We start from the raw sequence: 17,184 nt of genomic DNA on the forward strand, positions 1-17,184 counted from the left end.
CGATCAGGAAAGGCGTCCGCCCTGCCCAGGCCCGGTTGATGCAACGGCCGACGCCGTCAACACCTCCGCCAACCCACGATAGATCGGCACCCGGCATACCAGACCGGACACGCCCCGCGCGATCAGCACCGTGGCCAGGATCGGCAGGAGCAGATCGCCGCTGTCGGTCAGCTCCAGCGAGATCACCGCCGAGGTCAGCGGTGCCTGGGTAACGCCGGTCAGGTACGCGCACATGCCCAGCAGCACGAACGCGCGCGGATCCACGCCCGGCATCAGCACCGCCAGGTTGTGGCCCAGCCCCGCACCGACCGCCAACGCGGGCGAGAACAGGCCGCCCGGTATGCCGGCCACGTACGATGCCAGGTTGGCCAGCAGCTTCATCAACCCGAACTCGTGGCCGACCAACGCCTGCCCCTGCACCAGGCTGCGCGCCTGCTCGTAGCCGGTGCCGAACGCGCCGTCGCCGAACGTCAAAGCCAGTGCCACCACCGCCAGGCCGCAGCCTGCGGCCAGCAGCACCGGATGCCGCTGGCGCAGCTGGCCCAGCCAACGCGGGCGGCCCGCCGCACTGGCCAGCACCGCGCGCGCGAACAGGCCGCCCAGCAGCCCGGCCACCACGCCGCACAGCAGGATCGCCAGCCAGCCCTGCCCCAGCGGCAGCCGCGCGCTCACATGGCCGAAGTAGGTGTAGTTGCCAAGCAGGCCCAGCGACACCACGCCACCGACGATCACCGCCGTCAGCAGGGTGCCGGAGAAGCGATGCTCGAAACGGCCGCTGAGCTCCTCGATGGCGAATACGATGCCAGCCAGCGGCGTGTTGAACGCCGCGGCAATGCCCGCTGCACCACCGGCCAGCAGGAAGTGCGAGAGCTCGCGAGGATCCTTGAAGCCGAACCAGCGGCCGAACAGGTACATCAGGCTGGCACCCACATGCACCGTGGGACCTTCGCGTCCGACGGACGCGCCGCCGAGCAGCGACAACGAGGTCAGCAGCAGCTTGCCGGCTGAGACCGCAGGCGAAAGATTGGTCTTCCGGAATGGCTCATCGGGCTTGTCCAACGCAGCGATGACCTGCGGAATGCCGCTGCCCCGCGTGGGCTTCAGCACGCCACTGGTCAACCAGGCCAGCAGCGCGAAGATGCCCGGCGTGAGCAGCAGGGCCCACCACGGCGAGTGCGCGGTGATGCGCTGGAACAGATGGAAGGCCGCGTCGCTGGCCTTGGCGAACAGGATGGCCACCAACGCCACGGCCACCGCGCCGCCCCAGAGCGCGGCACGGCGGCGCCAGGCCTCGCTGAGAACCAGCGCGGTGATGCGGCCGCGGAGGCGATGGAGATCGGTCATGGGGCACAGTCTGCGCGCCAGCGCTTGCGTTGGGCAGCGGTTATTGTGGCTGCAGGCCTTGCAGGATGCGGTGAAACGCGCGAGTGCGGGTGCTCGCCGATAGCACCTGCCCTGTGCAGCTACCTATGCGTGCAGGCGCTCCCGCCACCGGCGCTTCTCCACCGCTCGCACGTTGGGCTGCTGCCGCAGCCACTCCAGATACAGCTGCAGATGGGCCAGCTCGTCATCAGCCGGATCACCGGTGAACTCACGCACCGCGACCAGATTTCCGTAGTTTCTGGCGTACTTGCCGGGCGTGTCATCGATACCGATCATCTGCTCCAAACGGAAGCCGTGGCGCTTCAGCTTGCCCAGCCGCTTCTGCGAGGTGTAACCGCCGGTTTCCCAATCACGGGCCGTGCTGCACCGCGGCGCGGACCACAGGAACGCCAGCGGACGCCCCGGCATCAGCCGGTCCACCAGCGGTTCGGCGTACAGTTGCCCGGACGACGTCCACACACCCACCGTGAAATGGGCAAAGGCATAGTCGAGGAATGCCTGCAGATGGGGCCGCAGGTAGACGTGGTAGCCGACGAGGCGGAAATCCGCGGCTCGCTCCAGTTCACGCTCGCTGGCATGCACCAGCGTCTCATCCAGATCGAGTATCAGCAGCTTTCCGCCCTGCGGCATCGTGTCCGGTTCCATGCGCATCCTTCTTTCATTGCCTCGGCTGCCGCCATCTTCTGGATGGACTTCAGCATGTGTCCTTCCAGCAGGTAGATGTAAGCACAGTTCCAGCCAGGTCCTGGTGGGCGCAAGCCTACTGCCGGACGCGCACTTCGCAACAGCCCATCCGCGTGAGGTCGCCCTGCGCCTGCAACATGCCCCGTTCCACCAGCATGCGTACACGCCCTGCATAGAACACATCGGGAATTCCCGATCGGCACTTCGGCTGCAGCGACATGACCATCCCCACAATGTAGGCGATCTTTCGGAACTGCCCGTCGCAGAGGGAGAACAGCTGCTCATCGATCGAGGCGATGTCCTCGCTGGTCAGCGCGGCGATGTTCTGCCGCGCCAGGTCAGTGAGATGGGCATCGTTGTCGGAGCGCTCGTCCGTATCGCGCAGGCAGCCATTGATGGCCAACAGGCGAACCAGCACATAGTGGCCGAAAGCCTCGAGCTCCTCCTTGGGCAACGTCGCCGGATCGAGCTGCCCTGCCGGGTAGTCCTTGAAGGTCACGAAGACGTGGTTCTTCCACTGCCCTGGCGTGTCGGACTGGCGCAGATCATCCAGCACCACGCGCAGGCCGCCGTCGGGCAGCTCGGCAAGGCTGCACAGCACCGCGTCGCGGCGGATCGGGTAAGGCTGGTAGCTGTTCATGGCACGTGCTCGCGCGTCCGTATGCAGCAATGAACTTACACCGTAGCGCCCATTCATGGCGGTCAGTCGATGTAAACCACATGGGAATCAATCAAGTTGACAGGGCTCACCAACCCACCCACACTGCCGCCCTCGCTCCACTCGTACCCAAGGTCCCGCCATGGCTGCTGCCATCCGCCACGACTGGCAACACGACGAACTGCAGGCGCTGTTCGATCTGCCGTTCCCCGCGCTGCTGTTCCGCGCTGCCGCAGTCCATCGCGAGCACTTCGACCCGTCGCGGGTGCAGGTGTCCACGCTGTTGTCGGTGAAGACCGGCGGCTGCCCGGAAGACTGCGCGTACTGCCCGCAGGCACAGCGCTACAGCACCGGGGTGAACGCGCAGAAGCTGATGGACACCGACGCGGTGCTGGCCAAGGCACGCCAGGCCAAGGCTGCCGGCGCATCGCGCTTCTGCATGGGTGCCGCGTGGCGATCGCCGAAGGACCGCGACATCCCGAAGGTGGCGGCGATGATCGCCGGGGTGAAGGCGCTGGGCCTGGAAACCTGCGCCACGCTGGGCATGCTCAGTGGCGAGCAGGCGCGTGCGCTGAAGGACGCCGGCCTGGACTACTACAACCACAATCTCGACACCGCGCCGGACTACTACGATTCGATCATCCACACGCGCCAGTACCAGGACCGCCTGGACACGCTGGCGCACGTGCGCGATGCCGGTCTGAAAACCTGCTGCGGCGGCATTGTCGGCATGGGCGAGACGCGCGCGCAGCGCGTGGGCCTGCTGCTGGCGCTGGCCACGCTGCCGGCGCATCCCGATTCGGTGCCGATCAACAAGCTGGTGCAGGTGGCGGGCACGCCGCTGCATGGCAGTGCCGAACTGGATCCGTTCGAGTTCGTGCGCATGATCGCGGTGGCACGCATCGCCATGCCGCGTTCGATGGTGCGGCTGTCGGCCGGTCGCGAGGCGATGAGCGACGAACTGCAGGCGCTGTGCTTCGTGGCCGGTGCCAACTCGATCTTCTACGGCGACAAGCTGCTGACCACCGGCAACCCGGAGAGCGAGCGCGACCTGGCCCTGTTCGCGCGGCTGGGGTTGCAGCCGATGGCGGTGCAGGTGGATGCCGAGGGCCACGACCACGGCGGCACCGTGCACGCTGATATCAGCGCCGATGCGCCCGCCTGTGGCTGCGCTCACGCGGCCTGAGACGGGCCGCAAGCAGGCGCCGCGGCAACGCGCTACCCTAGCCGCCCCGTCGCCGCATTCAGCCGCCATGGCCCGCCCCGACCTGACCGCCCGCCTCCACGCCCAACGCGCCCTGCGCGATGCCCAAGGCCGTCGCCGCACGCGGCGCACGGTCAGCCGTCGTGATGGCGTCCGCCTGGAGGTGGACGGCCAGTGGCTGACCGGCTTCTGCAGCAACGATTACCTGGGCCTGGCCCAGCAGTTCAGCGTGGTCAACGCATTGCAGGATGCGGCCGCACGCGAAGGCTCCGGCGCGGGCGCCTCGCATCTGGTCTGCGGCCACCACGCCCTGCATGAGGCGCTGGAGCGCGAAGTGGCGGAGTGGCTGGGCTACCCGCGGGCGCTGCTGTTCGGCAGTGGCTTCGCCGCCAACCTGGCCGTGCAGCAGGCGCTGCTGAGCGAAGAGAACGATGTGTGCGTGCAGGACAAGCTCAACCACGCCAGCCTGCTCGATGCGACGCGGCTGGCGGGTGCGCGCCTGCGCCGTTATCCGCACCTCGACGCCGAAGGCGCGATGCGCCAGCTCAAGCACGCGCCCGACGGCGCGGCGATGCTGGCCACCGACGGCGTGTTCAGCATGGATGGCGACATCGCACCGCTGCGTGCATTGTCGCTGGTGGCACGCCTGCAGCAGGCGCTGTTCTATGTGGACGATGCGCACGGCGTGGGCGTGGTCGGTGATGGTCGTGGTGCCGTGGCCGCCGCCGGGCTGGGCGTGGACGATGTGCCGCTGCAGCTGGTCACGCTGGGCAAGGCACTGGGCGGTTCCGGCGCGCTGGTGCTGGGCCGCGACGACCTGGTCGAGCACCTGGCCGAAACCGCACGCCCGTACATCTACACCACTGCGATGCCGCCGGCGCTGGCCGCCGCAGCACTGGAAGCGGTGCGCCTGGCGCGCCGTGACAACTGGCGGCGCTCGAAACTGACCGATCTGATCGCGCTGTTCCGCGGCGAAGCCCGCCGCCATGGCCTGGACCTGATGGCCTCGGAAACGCCGATCCAGCCGCTGCTGTGTGGCGATGACCATCGCGCCGTGGCGATGTCCCAGGCGTTGGAACAGGCCGGTTGGCTGGTCGGCGCGATCCGCCCGCCCACGGTTCCCGAAGGCAAGGCGCGCCTGCGCGTCACGCTGTCCGCGCTGCACACCCCCGAGCAGGTGCGTGGCCTGGTCGAAGCCATTGCCAGCGCGCGCGATCGCGTCGACCTGGCCGCGCGTGAGGCCGCGCCACCGCCGCTGCCTGTCTTCGCCTGAGCCTGTTGCCGTTTCCCCATGCATATCGACGTCACCGGCCAGGGGCCGGACCTGGTACTGATCCATGGCTGGGCCCTGCAGGGCGGCGTGTTCGCGCCGTTGGTGCAACGCCTGGCCGATCACTTCACCCTGCATCTGGTTGATCTGCCGGGCCATGGCCACAGCCGCGATGACACCACGCCGCTGCGCCTGCCGTTCGTGGTCAATGCCATTGCCGCGGCCACGCCGCCTGCGGTGTGGTGCGGCTGGTCGCTGGGCGGCCTGTTCGCGCTGCACGCCGCCGCGACACTGCCGAAGGTGCGCGGGCTGGCGATGATCGCGGCCACGCCGCGCTTCGTGCGTGGCGACGACTGGCCGCATGCGGTGGAGCCGGCGGTGTTCGAGCAGTTCGGGGGCGAGCTGGCCACCGACTTCGGTGGCACCCTGGAACGCTTCCTGGCGCTGGATGTCATGGGCTCGGCACACGCCCGCGAGGAGCTGCGCACGCTGCGCCAGCGCCTGGTCGAGCGCGGTGCACCCACCGAACGCGCCCTGCTGGAAGGCCTGCGCCTGCTGGAAAGCACCGACCTGCGTGGCGCACTGCCGACGCTGGCCAAGCCCAGCCTGTGGATCGCCGGCCAGCGTGACCGGCTGGTGTCTCCGGCGGCAATGCAGGCCGCCGCGGCACTGGCCCCCGGTGCGCAGGCGCTGACCATCGCCCACGGCGGCCATGCGCCCTTCCTCGGCCATGCCGACGAGGTGGCCGCCGCCCTGCAACACTTCGTTGCCGGCCTGTCACCGGCCGATGGCGGACAATGAGCGCCTTCCTCATTCCGCAGGATTGATGCATGGATCTGGGTATCAACGGCCGCTGGGCACTGGTCTGCGGCGCAAGCAAGGGGCTGGGCCTGGGCTGCGCGCGTGCGCTGGTGCGCGAGGGCGTCAACGTAGTGATCGTGGCCCGTGGTGAGGCTGCGCTGCAGGCCGCCGCCGAAGCGCTGCGCGCCCTGCCCGGCGCCGCCGAAGTCCGCGTGGTCGCCGCCGACGTGACCACCGAGGCCGGTCGCTCCGCAGCGCTCGCCGCGTGCCCGCAGGTGGACATCCTGGTCACCAATGCCGGTGGCCCGCCGCCGGGCGACTTCCGCAGTTTCGAGCGCGACGACTGGATCGCCGCACTGGACGCCAACATGCTGGCGCCGATCGCGCTGATCCGCGCCACCGTGGACGCGATGATCGCGCGTGGCTTCGGCCGCATCGTCAACATCACGTCCTCGGCGGTGAAGGCCCCGATCGACATCCTGGCGCTGTCCAACGGCGCGCGCAGCGGCCTGACCGGCTTCGTCGCCGGCCTGTCGCGCCGCACCGTGGCACACAATGTCACCATCAACAACCTGCTGCCCGGCCAGTTCGACACCGACCGCCTGCGCGCCAACTTCGCCCACAGTGCGGGCAAGGACGGCAATGCTGCCGAAGTGGCCGAACGCCGCCGCCAGCAGATCCCGGCCGGCCGCTTCGGCACGGCGGATGAATTCGGCGCGGCCTGCGCCTTCCTGTGCAGCGCACAGGCCGGTTACCTCACCGGGCAGAACCTGCTGATCGACGGCGGCGCCTACCCCGGTACGTTCTAAGAGACTTTCGCAATGCCGTCCCACTTCGATGCCCGCCATGTCCGCCGCGCGTTCGCCCGCGCCGCCAACAGCTACGACGCCGCCGCCGCCCTGCAGCGCGAGGTGCAGGCGCGGCTGGTGGAATCGCTGGACTACCTGGAGGCACGCAAGCCCGAGGTAGTGCTGGACATCGGCGCGGGTACCGGCCACGCCAGTGCGCTGATGAAGAAGCGCTGGCCGAAGGCGCAGGTGATCGCGCTGGACGTGGCGCTGCCGATGCTGGATCAGGCCAAGCGCCAGGCCGGCTGGTGGAAGCCGTTCCAGCGCCTGTGCGGCGACGCCGCCGCGCTGCCGCTGGCCGACAACAGCGTGGACGTGATCTTCAGCAACCTGTGCCTGCAGTGGGTGGACGACCTGCCGGCGGTGTTTGCCGGCTTCCGCCGCGTGCTCAAGCCCGGCGGCCTGCTGCTGTGCTCCACCTTCGGCCCGGACACGCTGGTCGAACTCAACGAAGCGTTCGCGGCCGCCGATGACCGCCCGCACGTGAGCCGCTTCGCGCAGATCGCCCAGTTCGGCGATGCGCTGATGATGGCCGGTTTCCGCGACCCGGTGCTGGACCGCGACCTGTTCACCCTGACCTACGACGACCTGCCCTCGTTGATGCGGGAGCTGCGCGCGATGGGCGCGACCAATGCGCGGGTGGACCGCCGCCACACGCTGACCGGGCGTGGCCGCTTCGCCGCGGCGGCAGCGGCGTATGAACCGATGCGACGCGCCGACGGCAAGCTGCCCAGCAGCTGGGAAGTAATCTACGCCCACGCCTGGGCACCGGACCCGGGCGCACCGATCCGCGAAGGCGGGCATGACGTGGCCTCGGTGCCGGTGTCGGCGATTCCGATCCGGCGCAAGCAGACCTGATCGTCTGGTCGTGCCGGCCGCTGGCCGGCAACCTCACGATTCCACGATGGGCGTCTGCCCAAATCAGGTTTCCGCCTCAGGTGTTGGCCGGCGAACTCAGCGGCGGCCGCACCAGGTCGCGGTGGAAGAAATAGATTTCCTGCACCAGGAAGCGCCAGCTGGTGTGGAAGCTGCGGAAGCGCGTGCTGGGCGTGGACGAGGCCAGCGCATCGATGCCCAGCGCCTTGCTCAGGCGCAGCGCGCGCGCCATGTGCAACGGGTCGCTTACGATGATCACCCGGTGCAGGTCGCGCTGGTCCATCAGCCGCTTGGCCTCGACCAGGTTCTGCACGGTGTTGCGCGAGGCGGTCTCGATCAGGATCGCATCGTCCGGCACGCCATGCTTGAGCGCATAGCGCCGCGCCACCTGCGATTCGGAAAAGCGCGCGCCGGTGCCACCGTAGCCGCCGGTGAAGATCAGCAGTGGCGCGTACTGGGCTTCATAGAGATCCAGGCCATGACGGATGCGTTCTTCAAAGACCGGCGACGGCTTGGCGTCATAGGCCGCCGCACCGAGCACGATGATGGCGTCGGCCTTGGCTGCCTGGTCGCGCTCCCCCACCCAGACGATCCAGGCGGTCACGCCCAGCAGCCAGACCACCAGCAGCACGAACAGCCGCCACAGCCAGCCCAGCAGGCCGGTGCGGGGCCGGTGCCCGTCGCGGCTCAAGGCGCCCCCCAACGCAGCGCGGGCAGGTCGACATTGCCACCGGACAGCACCAGGCCCACCCGCAGGCCGGCGAACCGCTGCGGCTGTGCCAGTACCGCGGCCAGCACGGTGGCCGAGGACGGCTCGACCACCTGCTTGAGCACCTCCCACAGCAGGCGCATCGCGGCCATGGTGGCGGCGTCGTCGACCACGATCACCTCGACGCCGGCCGCGCGCAGCAGCGCGAAGTTGGGGGCGCCGATCAGGGTACGCAGGCCGTCGCAGATGGTGTCAGGGGTGAACGCGCCCTGGCGCTCGCCTGCGGCCAGCGAGCGCGCGGTGTCGTCGGCACCGGCCGGTTCGGCCAGCACCAGCCGGGTCTGGGGACTGGCGAACTGCAGGGCCCGGGCGGTACCGCTGGCCAGGCCGCCCCCTCCGACTGGGACTACCAGCACGTCGAACGGACCGTCGCTGTGCAGCAGCTCCAGGGCCGCGGTGCCCTGCCCGGCCATCACCGCCGGGTCCGCATAGGGATGGACCAGGGTCGCGCCGGTATCGGCCTGTACTTTGGCGCAGGCGGCCTCGCGGTCGGCGATGGTCGGCGGGCAGCGCCAGAGCGTGGCACCGTGGCGGGCGATGTTGGCCAGCTTGGCCGCCACCGCACCTTCGGGCACCACCACGTGGCAGGGAATGCCACGGGTGCGCGCGGCCAGGGCCAGGGCAGCGCCGTGGTTGCCGGACGAATGGGTGACCACGCCGGCACGGGCGCGATCGGCATCCAGCGACCACACCGCGTTGCAGGCCCCGCGGAACTTGAATGCGCCGCCGCGCTGCAGGTGCTCGGCCTTGAACGCCAGCTGCGCGCCGGCCAGCGCATCAAGCGTGCGCGAGCGCAGCACCGGGGTCACGCTGGCGTGCGGCGCGATCCGCGCAGCGGCAGCCAGGACATCGTCGGCACGGGGCAACAGTGAATCGCTCATGACGCAAGATTAACGTATGGCCCCACGCTGGCGACCCCGGCACAGGTCATGCCAGCATGAGGGCCTTCACCTCCATTCATCCTGGGCAGTGAAGTTAAGGGCCGATTCAACGCCTGCGCACGAAGCTGACTGCACAACCCGTCCTCTGGGGGGACCCACCATGAAAACGCGCCTGATGCTTGCCGGTGGCCTGTTGCTGGCCCTGACCGGCTGCACCACCTACGACTATGTCGGCGGTGGCCGCAGCGGCAGCTACTACCACGGTGCGCCGTCGGTGGAGTACCGCTACCCGGCCGGCTATCCCTACAACTACGGCTACCCTTACTACGGCGGCTATGGCGGCTACTACGGCGGCTATGGCAATCCGTACTACTCGCGCCCGATCTACCGCCCGCCGCACAACCACCGTCCGCCACCGCGCCCGCCCGGCAACGGTGGCGAGAACCGTCCGCCGCCGCCGCCGCGGCCGTCGTACAACGGCGGTTCGCCGTGGCGGAACATGGACTCGATGCGTCGCCCGCCGCAGTCGAACATCCAGCCGTCGGCGCCGCCACCGCCGGCCCGTCCGACCCCGGCGCCGAGCGCGCCGAGGATGAACGGTTCCCCGTGGCGCAACATGGATCGTGGGACGCAGCGCACAGTTGAGCGCTGAACCGTCTTGCATTTCACCCGGTCCAGGTTGCACTCTACGGAACCGGTGACGGCCCGCGTCACAAAGTGACAAAAAGCGAGACGGGCCGCCGCAAAAATCTCTACGTCGATATCCGACAGGAACATCTGGATCCCCCCTGTTCCGGCCCTGTCGGATGTCGGCACCTCTGAAGACAGACGGCCCCGCACTGCGGGGCCGTCTGTTTTGCCGGGTCGCCAACCGGAGAGAGCCCCAGCGTCGGTAGATCCACGCCATGCGTGGTCGGGCCTTTCCCGGCAATCCCAAAAAAACAGGGCCGGACAGTCCCCCGACTGCCGGCCCTCTGCTCCCCCACCGTGCGCCTGTACCGGCCCCTGTTCCAATTCCGGTCACGGGCGCCTGCGGCGCCAGCCACGGTGGGTGCTATTGGGTTATCTGCAATAATCCTGCCAACTTTAGGGCTGATTTCGACGCCGGCCGGCCGGCACCGACGCCGCGGCCCCGAATGGCGCTAAAATCGCCACCCCGGCGCCGCCCCGGCCGCGCCTGCCCCCAGCTGAACAGCCCCATGAACCCGTCCTTCCATCGTTACGACGTCATCGTCATCGGCGGTGGCCACGCCGGCACCGAAGCCGCGCTGGCCGCGGCCCGTACCGGCGTGCGCACCCTGCTGCTGACCCACAACATCGAAACGGTGGGCGCGATGAGCTGCAACCCGGCCATCGGAGGCATCGGCAAGGGCCACCTGGTCAAGGAAATCGACGCCCTGGGCGGTGCGATGGCGCATGCCGCCGACCGTGCCGGCATCCAGTGGCGCACCCTCAATGCCTCCAAGGGCCCGGCCGTGCGCGCCACCCGCTGCCAGGCCGACCGCAACCTGTACCGCATGGCGATCCGCGCCATCGTTGAAGGCCAGGCCAACCTGACCGTGTTCCAGGCGGCCGTCGATGACCTGGTCATCGACGGCGACGCCGTGCGCGGGGTCATCACCCAGACCGGCCTGCGCTTCGATGCCGAGGCCGTGGTGCTGACCGCCGGCACCTTCCTGGCCGGCAAGATCCATGTCGGCCCGACCCAGTACGCCGCCGGCCGCATGGGCGACCCGCCGGCCACCACGCTGGCGGCGCGCCTGCGCGAGCGCCCGTTCCAGGTGGACCGCCTGAAGACCGGCACGCCACCGCGCATCGACGGCCGCTCGCTGGACTACAGCGTGATGGACGAGCAGCCCGGCGATTCGCCGCGCCCGGTGATGTCCTTCCTGGGTTCGGTGGACGAGCATCCGCAGCAGGTCAGCTGCTGGATCACCCACACCACCGAACAGACCCACCAGATCATCCGCGACGCGCTGCACCGCTCGCCGCTGTACAGCGGCCAGATCGAAGGCATCGGCCCGCGCTACTGCCCGTCCATCGAGGACAAGGTGGTGCGCTTCGCCGAGAAGGCCAGCCACCAGATCTTCGTCGAACCCGAAGGCCTGGGCATCGTCGAGATCTACCCCAACGGCATCTCCACCTCGCTGCCGTTCGACGTGCAGCTGGAGATGGTGCGCAGCATCCGCGGCTTCGGCAACGCGCACATCACCCGCCCCGGCTACGCGATCGAGTACGACTTCTTCGATCCACGCGGGTTGAAGGCTTCGCTGGAAACCAAGCTGGTCAACGGCCTGTTCTTCGCCGGCCAGATCAACGGCACCACCGGCTATGAAGAAGCCGCCGCGCAGGGCCTGCTGGCCGGCCTCAACGCCGCACGCCAGGTGCGTGGGCTGGACGGCTGGTGCCCGCGTCGCGACGAGGCCTACCTGGGCGTGCTGGTGGATGACCTGATCACCCACGGTACCAACGAGCCGTACCGCATGTTCACCAGCCGCGCCGAATACCGCCTGCAGCTGCGCGAGGACAACGCCGACCAGCGCCTGACCCCGGCCGGCCGCGAGATGGGCCTGGTGGATGACCAGCGCTGGAGCGCGTTCGAGACCAAGCAGGCCGCCGTCGCCGCCGAGCGCGCGCGCCTGGGCGCGCTGTGGGCGACCCCGGCCAATGCGCTGGGCCGCGAAGTGCAGGACACGCTGGGCGTGGCGGTCAGCCGCGAAACCAACGTGCTGGACCTGATCAAGCGCCCCGAGCTGGATTACGCGCAGCTGATGCAGGTGCCGTCGCTGGGCCCGGCCGTGGCCGACGCCAAGGTGGCCGAGCAGGTGGAGATCGGCGTGAAGTACGCCGGCTACCTGGACCGCCAGCGCGAGGAGATCGAGCGCCAGCAGCGGCATGAAGCCACGCCGATCGCTGAAGCCTTCGACTACGCCACGGTGCGCGGGCTGTCGGCCGAAGCCCTGCAGAAGCTGGAGCGCGTGCGCCCACAGACCATCGGCCAGGCGCAGCGCATCCCGGGCATGACCCCGGCGGCAATCTCGCTGCTGCTGGTGCACCTGGAGCGTGCACGCCGGGGCCGCGTGGCGTAGGCAGCACCGTCCGCTTCTGGTGGGTGCCGACTTGAGTCGGCACATGAATCTGCCTTGGTGGGTGCCGACCTTGGTCGGCACGAATCATCAGATCGCGACACTCCATGCTTCCGTGCCGACCAAGGTCGGCACCTACCAGAGCAGGGCGCGTTACCGTGCGTCTGCGCCACCGCCCAGCACCTTGAACAGCGTCACCCGGTTTCCCGCTTCCTGCTGCTGCAGCGCGATCAGGTCCTGCTGCGCGGCAAACAGGCTGCGCTGCGCATCCAGCGCCTGCAGATAGCCGTCCAGCCCGGTGCGATAGCGCGCCTCGGCCAGCGTGTAGCTGCGCTGGCTGGCGGCGACCAGTGCCCGTTGTGCCTCCATCTGCGCGCCCAGGTCATCGCGCGTGGCCAGGGCATCGGCCACTTCACTGAAGGCCTGCTGGATCGCCTTCTCGTACTGCGCGATGCCGATGTCCTTGCCAATCTTCGAGGCATCCAGTGAGGCCTTCAACGCACCGGCGTGGAAGATCGGCGCCGTGATGCTGGGCGCGAACGACCAGCCGCGGGTGCCGGCCGAGAACAGCGTCGACAACGCGGTGGAGCTGTGGCCGTAGTTGGCAGTCAGCGTCAGCGTCGGGAAGAACGCGGCGCGCGCGGCGCCGATATCGGCGTTGGCCGCCTGCAACGCGTGTTCGGCGGACAGCACGTCCGGACGCTGCAGCAGCACGCTCGAGGGCAGGTTGGAAGGCAACGGCGCCAGCGCCACGGTGCCGTCCAGTGCCTGTGCGCTGGGCAGCAATGCCGCGTCCAGCGGAGCACCCACCAGTAACTGCAGCGCATCACGATCCTGCGCCTGCTGGGTCTGCAGCCTGGCCAGCGCAGCGCGCGCGGCGTCCACACTGGTCTGCACCTGCGACAGGTCCAGGCCCGAGGCCAGGCCTTGTGCATGGCGGGCCTCGGTGCGCTGCAGGGTCTGCTGCTGACTGTCCAGCGTCTGCCGGGTGAACGCCAGCGACTGCTCGTCGGCCGCCAGCGCCAGCCAAGCCTTGGCCACTTCGGCGACCAGGCTGGTGCGCGCCGCACGCTGGTTCTCGGCACTGGCCAGCCAGTTCTGCAGCGCCTCGTTCTTCAGGCTGCGGATGCGCCCGAACAGGTCCAGTTCCCAGCTGCTGAAGCCCACCTGCACGGCATCGGATTCGGTCACCTGGCTGACGCCGATCTCGCTGTTGGCATCACTCACCCGCGAACGGGTCACGCTGCCGCTGGCATCCACCGACGGCAGCAGCGCCGCGCGCTGGATGCGGTACTGCGCGCGTTCCTTCTCCACCTGCAGCACCGCCACGCGCAGGTCGCGGTTGTTCTGCAGTGCCAGCGCGATGACCTGCTGCAGGCGCGGCTCCAGGAACACCTCGCGCCAGGCCGGCATCGCCAGTGCTGGCCCGGTCTCGCCGGTGGCGGCATTGGCGAACTGTGCCGGCACCGGCGCCTCGGGGCGCTGGTAGTGCGGGGCCATGCTCACGCAGCCGCCCAGCACGGTGGTCATCGTTGCGGCCGCCAGGGCGCGCAGCAGCATCGGCTTCATGGGCGTGCCTCCGGGGCAGTGGCGTCGGCCGGCGCGCGGCCCGGGAACAGGCGGCGCACCAGCAGGTAGAACAACGGCACGAAGAACATGCCCAGCACCATCGAGGCGACCGTACCGCCGGCCACGCCGGTACCCAGCGAACGGCGCGCGGCCGAACCGGCGCCGGTGGCGAACACCAGCGGCAGCACACCCATCAGGAATGCCAGCGAGGTCATCACGATCGGGCGCAGCCGCAGGTAGACCGCCTGCAGGATCGCGTCGCGGGTGCTCCTGCCCTGCTGCTCGAGGATGCGCGCGAACTCGACGATCAGGATGCCGTTCTTCGCTGCCAGGCCAATCGTGGTCAGCAGGCCGACCTGGAAGTACACGTCGTTGTTGAGGCCACGCAGGTTCATCATCAGCACGGCGCCGAACACGCCCACCGGCACTGCCAGCATCACCGCGAACGGTACCGCCCAGCTTTCATACAGCGCGGCCAGGCACAGGAACACGAACAGCAGCGAGATGGCATACAGCATCGGCGCCTGGTTCCCCGACAGCTGTTCCTGGTAGGCCATGTCCGACCAGGCATGGCTGAAGCCTTCCGGCAGCGTGCCGGCCAGACGTGCGATCTCGGCCATCGCCTCGCCGGAACTGACGCCCGGTGCCGGCTGGCCGGTGATCTCCATCGCCGAGACGCCGTTGTAGCGCTGCAGCGCGGCCGGCGCACTGGTCCAGTGCGCGCTGACCAGCGACGACAGCGGTACCATCTGCCCGGCCTGGTTGCGCACGCTCCAGCGCTCGATGTCCTGCGGCTGCATGCGGGCTTCGGCCGTGCCCTGGATGAACACCTTCTTGATGCGGCCCTTGTAGATGAAGTTGTTGACGAAGTCGCCACCCAGCGCGGCGTTCAAGGTGTCATTGATGTCCTGCGGATTGACGCCCATCGCCTGCGCCTTGGCGTCGTCCACCTTCACCGCGTACACCGGCGCGTCTTCCAGGCTGGCGTAGCGCACGTTGACCAGCTTCGGATCCTTGGCAGCGTCCTTCAGCAGCGTGTTGCGCGCGGCCACGGCGGCGGCATGGCCGGCACCGCCTTCGTCCTGCAGTTCCAGGGTGAAGCCACCGGCATCGCCGAGGCCGAGGATGGCCGGTGGCGAGGTGATGAACACCTGCGCATCGGGCACGCTGGCCATGGCCGCGGTCAAGCGCGCGGCGATGGTATCGGCATCGTCCTTGCGGTCGTCCCAATCCTTGAGCCGGATGAAGGCCTGGCCGACGTTCTGGCCACTGCCGCTGACACTGAAACCTGCGGTGGCCTGGATTGACAGTACGCTGTCGTCCTTCACCGCGGCGGCGCTCAGGCGATCCATCACGGCACGGGTCTGCTCCAGGGTGGACCCGGCGGGCAGCTTCACCAGCGCGTTGAGCATGCCCTGGTCTTCATCGGGCAGGAACGCGCCCGGCAGGTGCCACAACAACAGGCCGGTGGCCACGCTCAGCACCAGGTAGAACAGTACGCCCAGCGTGCGCCGGCCGAGGAAGCGGTCGACGCGATGGCGCAGTCGGTTGGAGGTGCGCTCGAAGCGATGGTTGAACCAGATGAAGAACTTGCCCAGCAGGCCCGGCTCGCCAGCGTGGTCGCCATGCGGATGGCCGCCCTTGGGAATCTGGTGCAGGATGCTGCCGCACAGCGCCGGGGTGATGGTCATCGCCACCAGCACCGACAGGATCATCGCAGCGGCGATCGTCACCGAGAACTGGCGATAGATCACGCCGGTGACACCGCTGAAGAACGCCATCGGCAGGAACACCGCGGTCAGCACCAGCACGATGCCGACCAGCGCGCCGGTGATCTGGCCCATCGCCTTCAACGTGGCTGGCTTCGGTGCCAGCCCTTCGAAGGTCATCACCCGCTCCACGTTCTCCACCACCACGATGGCGTCGTCCACCAGCAGGCCGATGGCCAGCACCAGCGCGAACATGGTCAGCGTATTGATCGAATAGCCGAAGGCGGCCAGCACGCCGAAGGTGCCCAGCAGCACCACCGGCACCGCGATGGTCGGGACCAGCGTGGCCCGCCAGTTCTGCAGGAACAGGTACATCACCAGCACGACCAGCGCGATCGCCTCGATCAGGGTGATCACCACTTCCTTCAGCGAGATGGTCACGAACGGCGTGGTGGTGAACGCCACGTGGTAGGTGTAGCCATGCGGCCAGTACTTCTGCAGCTGCTGCAGCCGTGCCTCGACGGCCTTGGAGACGGCGATGGCGTTGGCACCGGCGTTGAGCTCGATGCCCAGCGAGGCCGACGGCTTGCCGTTGAACGTGCTGATGCTGTCATAGCTTTCCGGGCCCAGGCCGATCGTCGCCACGTCGCCCAGGTGCACCACGCTGCCATTGGCATCGGCCTTGAGCACCACCTGCGCGAACTGCTCGGGCGTGTGCAGGCGGCTGCGCGCGGTCACGGTCGCGTCCAGCTGCTGGCCCTTCAGCGCCGGCTGGCCACCGAGTTCACCGGCCGACACGTCGGTGTTCTGCGCCTGCAGTGCGGTCTCGATGTCCGACGGCATCAGCGCGTACTGGCGCATCTTTTCCGGGTCCAGCCAGATCCGCATGGCGTATTCCTGGCCGATCGGCTGGATGTTGCCGACACCGCTGACGCGGCTGATCTGGTCGTCGATGCGCGCTTCCATGAAGTTGGCGACATCGAAGTTGTCCATGCTGCCGTCTTCGCTGGTGAACGACAGCACCTCGAAGATCGAACCGCTGGACTTGGTGATGGTCAGGCCGTTCTGCTGCACCGCCTGCGGCAGCGTCGCCATCGCGGCCTGCAGCTGGTTCTGCACCTGCACCTGCGCGGTGTCCGGGTTGGTGCCGGTGGCGAACACCAGGTTGACCTGCGCCGAGCCATCGGAAGCACTGGTCGAGGTCATGTACATCAGGTGGTCCAGGCTCTGCTGGGACTGCTCGATGACCTGGGTGACCGCGTTTTCCACGGTCTGCGACGAGGCGCCGGTGTAGGTGGCGCGGATGGTGATGGTGGGCGGGGCGATCTGCGGGTAGCGGTCCACCGGCAGGATCAGGATCGCGAGCAGGCCGAGCAGGCTGACCGCGATGGCGATCACCCAGGCAAAGATCGGCCGGTCGATGAAGAAACGAACCATGCGCGGCAG

The 17,184-nt window shown here is 68.7% G+C and carries 14 protein-coding genes; 7 read left to right on the forward strand and 7 right to left on the reverse strand.

Going from position 1 to position 17,184, the window contains the following annotated elements; all coding sequences use genetic code 11:
• Positions 1 to 3 precede the first annotated feature (3 nt).
• The 3 genes from AC5P56_RS03025 to AC5P56_RS03035 form a co-directional block, all read right to left on the reverse strand.
• Positions 4 to 1,344: a chloride channel protein gene (locus AC5P56_RS03025; RefSeq protein ID WP_014648760.1), complete on the reverse strand. Its 1,341-nt coding sequence runs from the start codon at positions 1,342 to 1,344 to the stop codon at positions 4 to 6.
• A 123-nt stretch (positions 1,345 to 1,467) separates the two neighbouring features.
• Positions 1,468 to 2,028, reverse strand: coding sequence for an HAD family hydrolase (locus AC5P56_RS03030; protein WP_197574976.1), 561 nt, complete (start codon positions 2,026 to 2,028; stop codon positions 1,468 to 1,470).
• A 115-nt stretch (positions 2,029 to 2,143) separates the two neighbouring features.
• A complete protein-coding gene (locus AC5P56_RS03035) occupies positions 2,144 to 2,707 on the reverse strand; it encodes a DUF3658 domain-containing protein (RefSeq protein WP_241887289.1) in 564 nt (187 codons plus the stop codon).
• Between the two features lie 160 nt (positions 2,708 to 2,867).
• On the opposite strand from AC5P56_RS03035, the gene bioB reads away from it, so the two are divergent.
• The 5 genes from bioB (at position 2,868) to bioC (ending at position 7,706) form a co-directional block, all read left to right on the forward strand.
• Positions 2,868 to 3,911, forward strand: coding sequence for a biotin synthase BioB (bioB, locus tag AC5P56_RS03040; protein WP_241887288.1), 1,044 nt, complete (start codon positions 2,868 to 2,870; stop codon positions 3,909 to 3,911).
• Positions 3,912 to 3,978: 67 nt separating this feature from the next.
• Positions 3,979 to 5,202, forward strand: a complete 1,224-nt coding sequence (bioF, locus tag AC5P56_RS03045) for an 8-amino-7-oxononanoate synthase (RefSeq protein WP_014648763.1) — start codon at positions 3,979 to 3,981, stop codon at positions 5,200 to 5,202.
• An 18-nt stretch (positions 5,203 to 5,220) separates the two neighbouring features.
• Positions 5,221 to 6,000 (forward strand): pimeloyl-ACP methyl ester esterase BioH, encoded by a 780-nt coding sequence (gene bioH, locus AC5P56_RS03050; protein ID WP_288496579.1) that lies wholly within the window; start codon positions 5,221 to 5,223, stop codon positions 5,998 to 6,000.
• A 29-nt stretch (positions 6,001 to 6,029) separates the two neighbouring features.
• Positions 6,030 to 6,809: an SDR family oxidoreductase gene (locus tag AC5P56_RS03055; RefSeq protein ID WP_014648765.1), complete on the forward strand. Its 780-nt coding sequence runs from the start codon at positions 6,030 to 6,032 to the stop codon at positions 6,807 to 6,809.
• 12 nt (positions 6,810 to 6,821) lie between these two features.
• Positions 6,822 to 7,706, forward strand: coding sequence for a malonyl-ACP O-methyltransferase BioC (gene bioC, locus AC5P56_RS03060; RefSeq protein ID WP_014648766.1), 885 nt, complete (start codon positions 6,822 to 6,824; stop codon positions 7,704 to 7,706).
• 76 nt (positions 7,707 to 7,782) lie between these two features.
• Here bioC and AC5P56_RS03065 read toward each other — a convergent pair whose 3' ends face one another.
• Positions 7,783 to 8,427: a YdcF family protein gene (locus tag AC5P56_RS03065; protein ID WP_049442020.1), complete on the reverse strand. Its 645-nt coding sequence runs from the start codon at positions 8,425 to 8,427 to the stop codon at positions 7,783 to 7,785.
• Entirely contained in the window at positions 8,412 to 9,374 is a 963-nt protein-coding gene (locus AC5P56_RS03070) for a pyridoxal-phosphate dependent enzyme (protein WP_014648768.1), read from the reverse strand. The genes AC5P56_RS03065 and AC5P56_RS03070 overlap by 16 nt, the downstream gene beginning before the upstream one ends.
• A 160-nt stretch (positions 9,375 to 9,534) precedes the next feature.
• Between AC5P56_RS03070 and AC5P56_RS03075 the strand changes: the two genes are divergently transcribed.
• Entirely contained in the window at positions 9,535 to 10,026 is a 492-nt protein-coding gene (locus AC5P56_RS03075; protein ID WP_032957537.1) for a hypothetical protein, read from the forward strand.
• Positions 10,027 to 10,573: 547 nt separating this feature from the next.
• A complete protein-coding gene (gene mnmG, locus AC5P56_RS03080) occupies positions 10,574 to 12,463 on the forward strand; it encodes a tRNA uridine-5-carboxymethylaminomethyl(34) synthesis enzyme MnmG (protein ID WP_069117673.1) in 1,890 nt (629 codons plus the stop codon).
• A 150-nt stretch (positions 12,464 to 12,613) separates the two neighbouring features.
• Here the strand turns inward: mnmG and smeC are convergent, their stop codons facing one another.
• Both smeC and smeB read right to left on the reverse strand, forming a co-directional pair.
• Complete coding sequence (gene smeC / locus AC5P56_RS03085; RefSeq protein ID WP_288496578.1) at positions 12,614 to 14,029, reverse strand: multidrug efflux transporter outer membrane subunit SmeC; 1,416 nt, start codon at positions 14,027 to 14,029, stop codon at positions 12,614 to 12,616.
• On the reverse strand, positions 14,026 to 17,175 hold the full coding sequence (smeB, locus tag AC5P56_RS03090) for a multidrug efflux RND transporter permease subunit SmeB (protein WP_262093696.1): 3,150 nt from the start codon (positions 17,173 to 17,175) through the stop codon (positions 14,026 to 14,028). Before smeB ends, smeC begins: the two co-directional genes overlap by 4 nt.
• Positions 17,176 to 17,184: the final 9 nt, after the last annotated feature.

It is taken from the genome of Stenotrophomonas sp. YJH_SMC_131 (genome assembly GCF_059367975.1).

Coding starts and splice junctions, on each gene's coding strand:
- AC5P56_RS03025 (WP_014648760.1), bottom strand. CDS start 1,344: ATGACCGATCTCCATCGCCTCCGCGGCCGCATCACCGCGCTGGTTCTC.
- AC5P56_RS03030 (WP_197574976.1), bottom strand. CDS start 2,028: ATGGAACCGGACACGATGCCGCAGGGCGGAAAGCTGCTGATACTCGAT.
- AC5P56_RS03035 (WP_241887289.1), bottom strand. CDS start 2,707: ATGAACAGCTACCAGCCTTACCCGATCCGCCGCGACGCGGTGCTGTGC.
- bioB (WP_241887288.1), top strand. CDS start 2,868: ATGGCTGCTGCCATCCGCCACGACTGGCAACACGACGAACTGCAGGCG.
- bioF (WP_014648763.1), top strand. CDS start 3,979: ATGGCCCGCCCCGACCTGACCGCCCGCCTCCACGCCCAACGCGCCCTG.
- bioH (WP_288496579.1), top strand. CDS start 5,221: ATGCATATCGACGTCACCGGCCAGGGGCCGGACCTGGTACTGATCCAT.
- AC5P56_RS03055 (WP_014648765.1), top strand. CDS start 6,030: ATGGATCTGGGTATCAACGGCCGCTGGGCACTGGTCTGCGGCGCAAGC.
- bioC (WP_014648766.1), top strand. CDS start 6,822: ATGCCGTCCCACTTCGATGCCCGCCATGTCCGCCGCGCGTTCGCCCGC.
- AC5P56_RS03070 (WP_014648768.1), bottom strand. CDS start 9,374: ATGAGCGATTCACTGTTGCCCCGTGCCGACGATGTCCTGGCTGCCGCT.
- AC5P56_RS03075 (WP_032957537.1), top strand. CDS start 9,535: ATGAAAACGCGCCTGATGCTTGCCGGTGGCCTGTTGCTGGCCCTGACC.
- mnmG (WP_069117673.1), top strand. CDS start 10,574: ATGAACCCGTCCTTCCATCGTTACGACGTCATCGTCATCGGCGGTGGC.
- smeC (WP_288496578.1), bottom strand. CDS start 14,029: ATGAAGCCGATGCTGCTGCGCGCCCTGGCGGCCGCAACGATGACCACC.
- smeB (WP_262093696.1), bottom strand. CDS start 17,175: ATGGTTCGTTTCTTCATCGACCGGCCGATCTTTGCCTGGGTGATCGCC.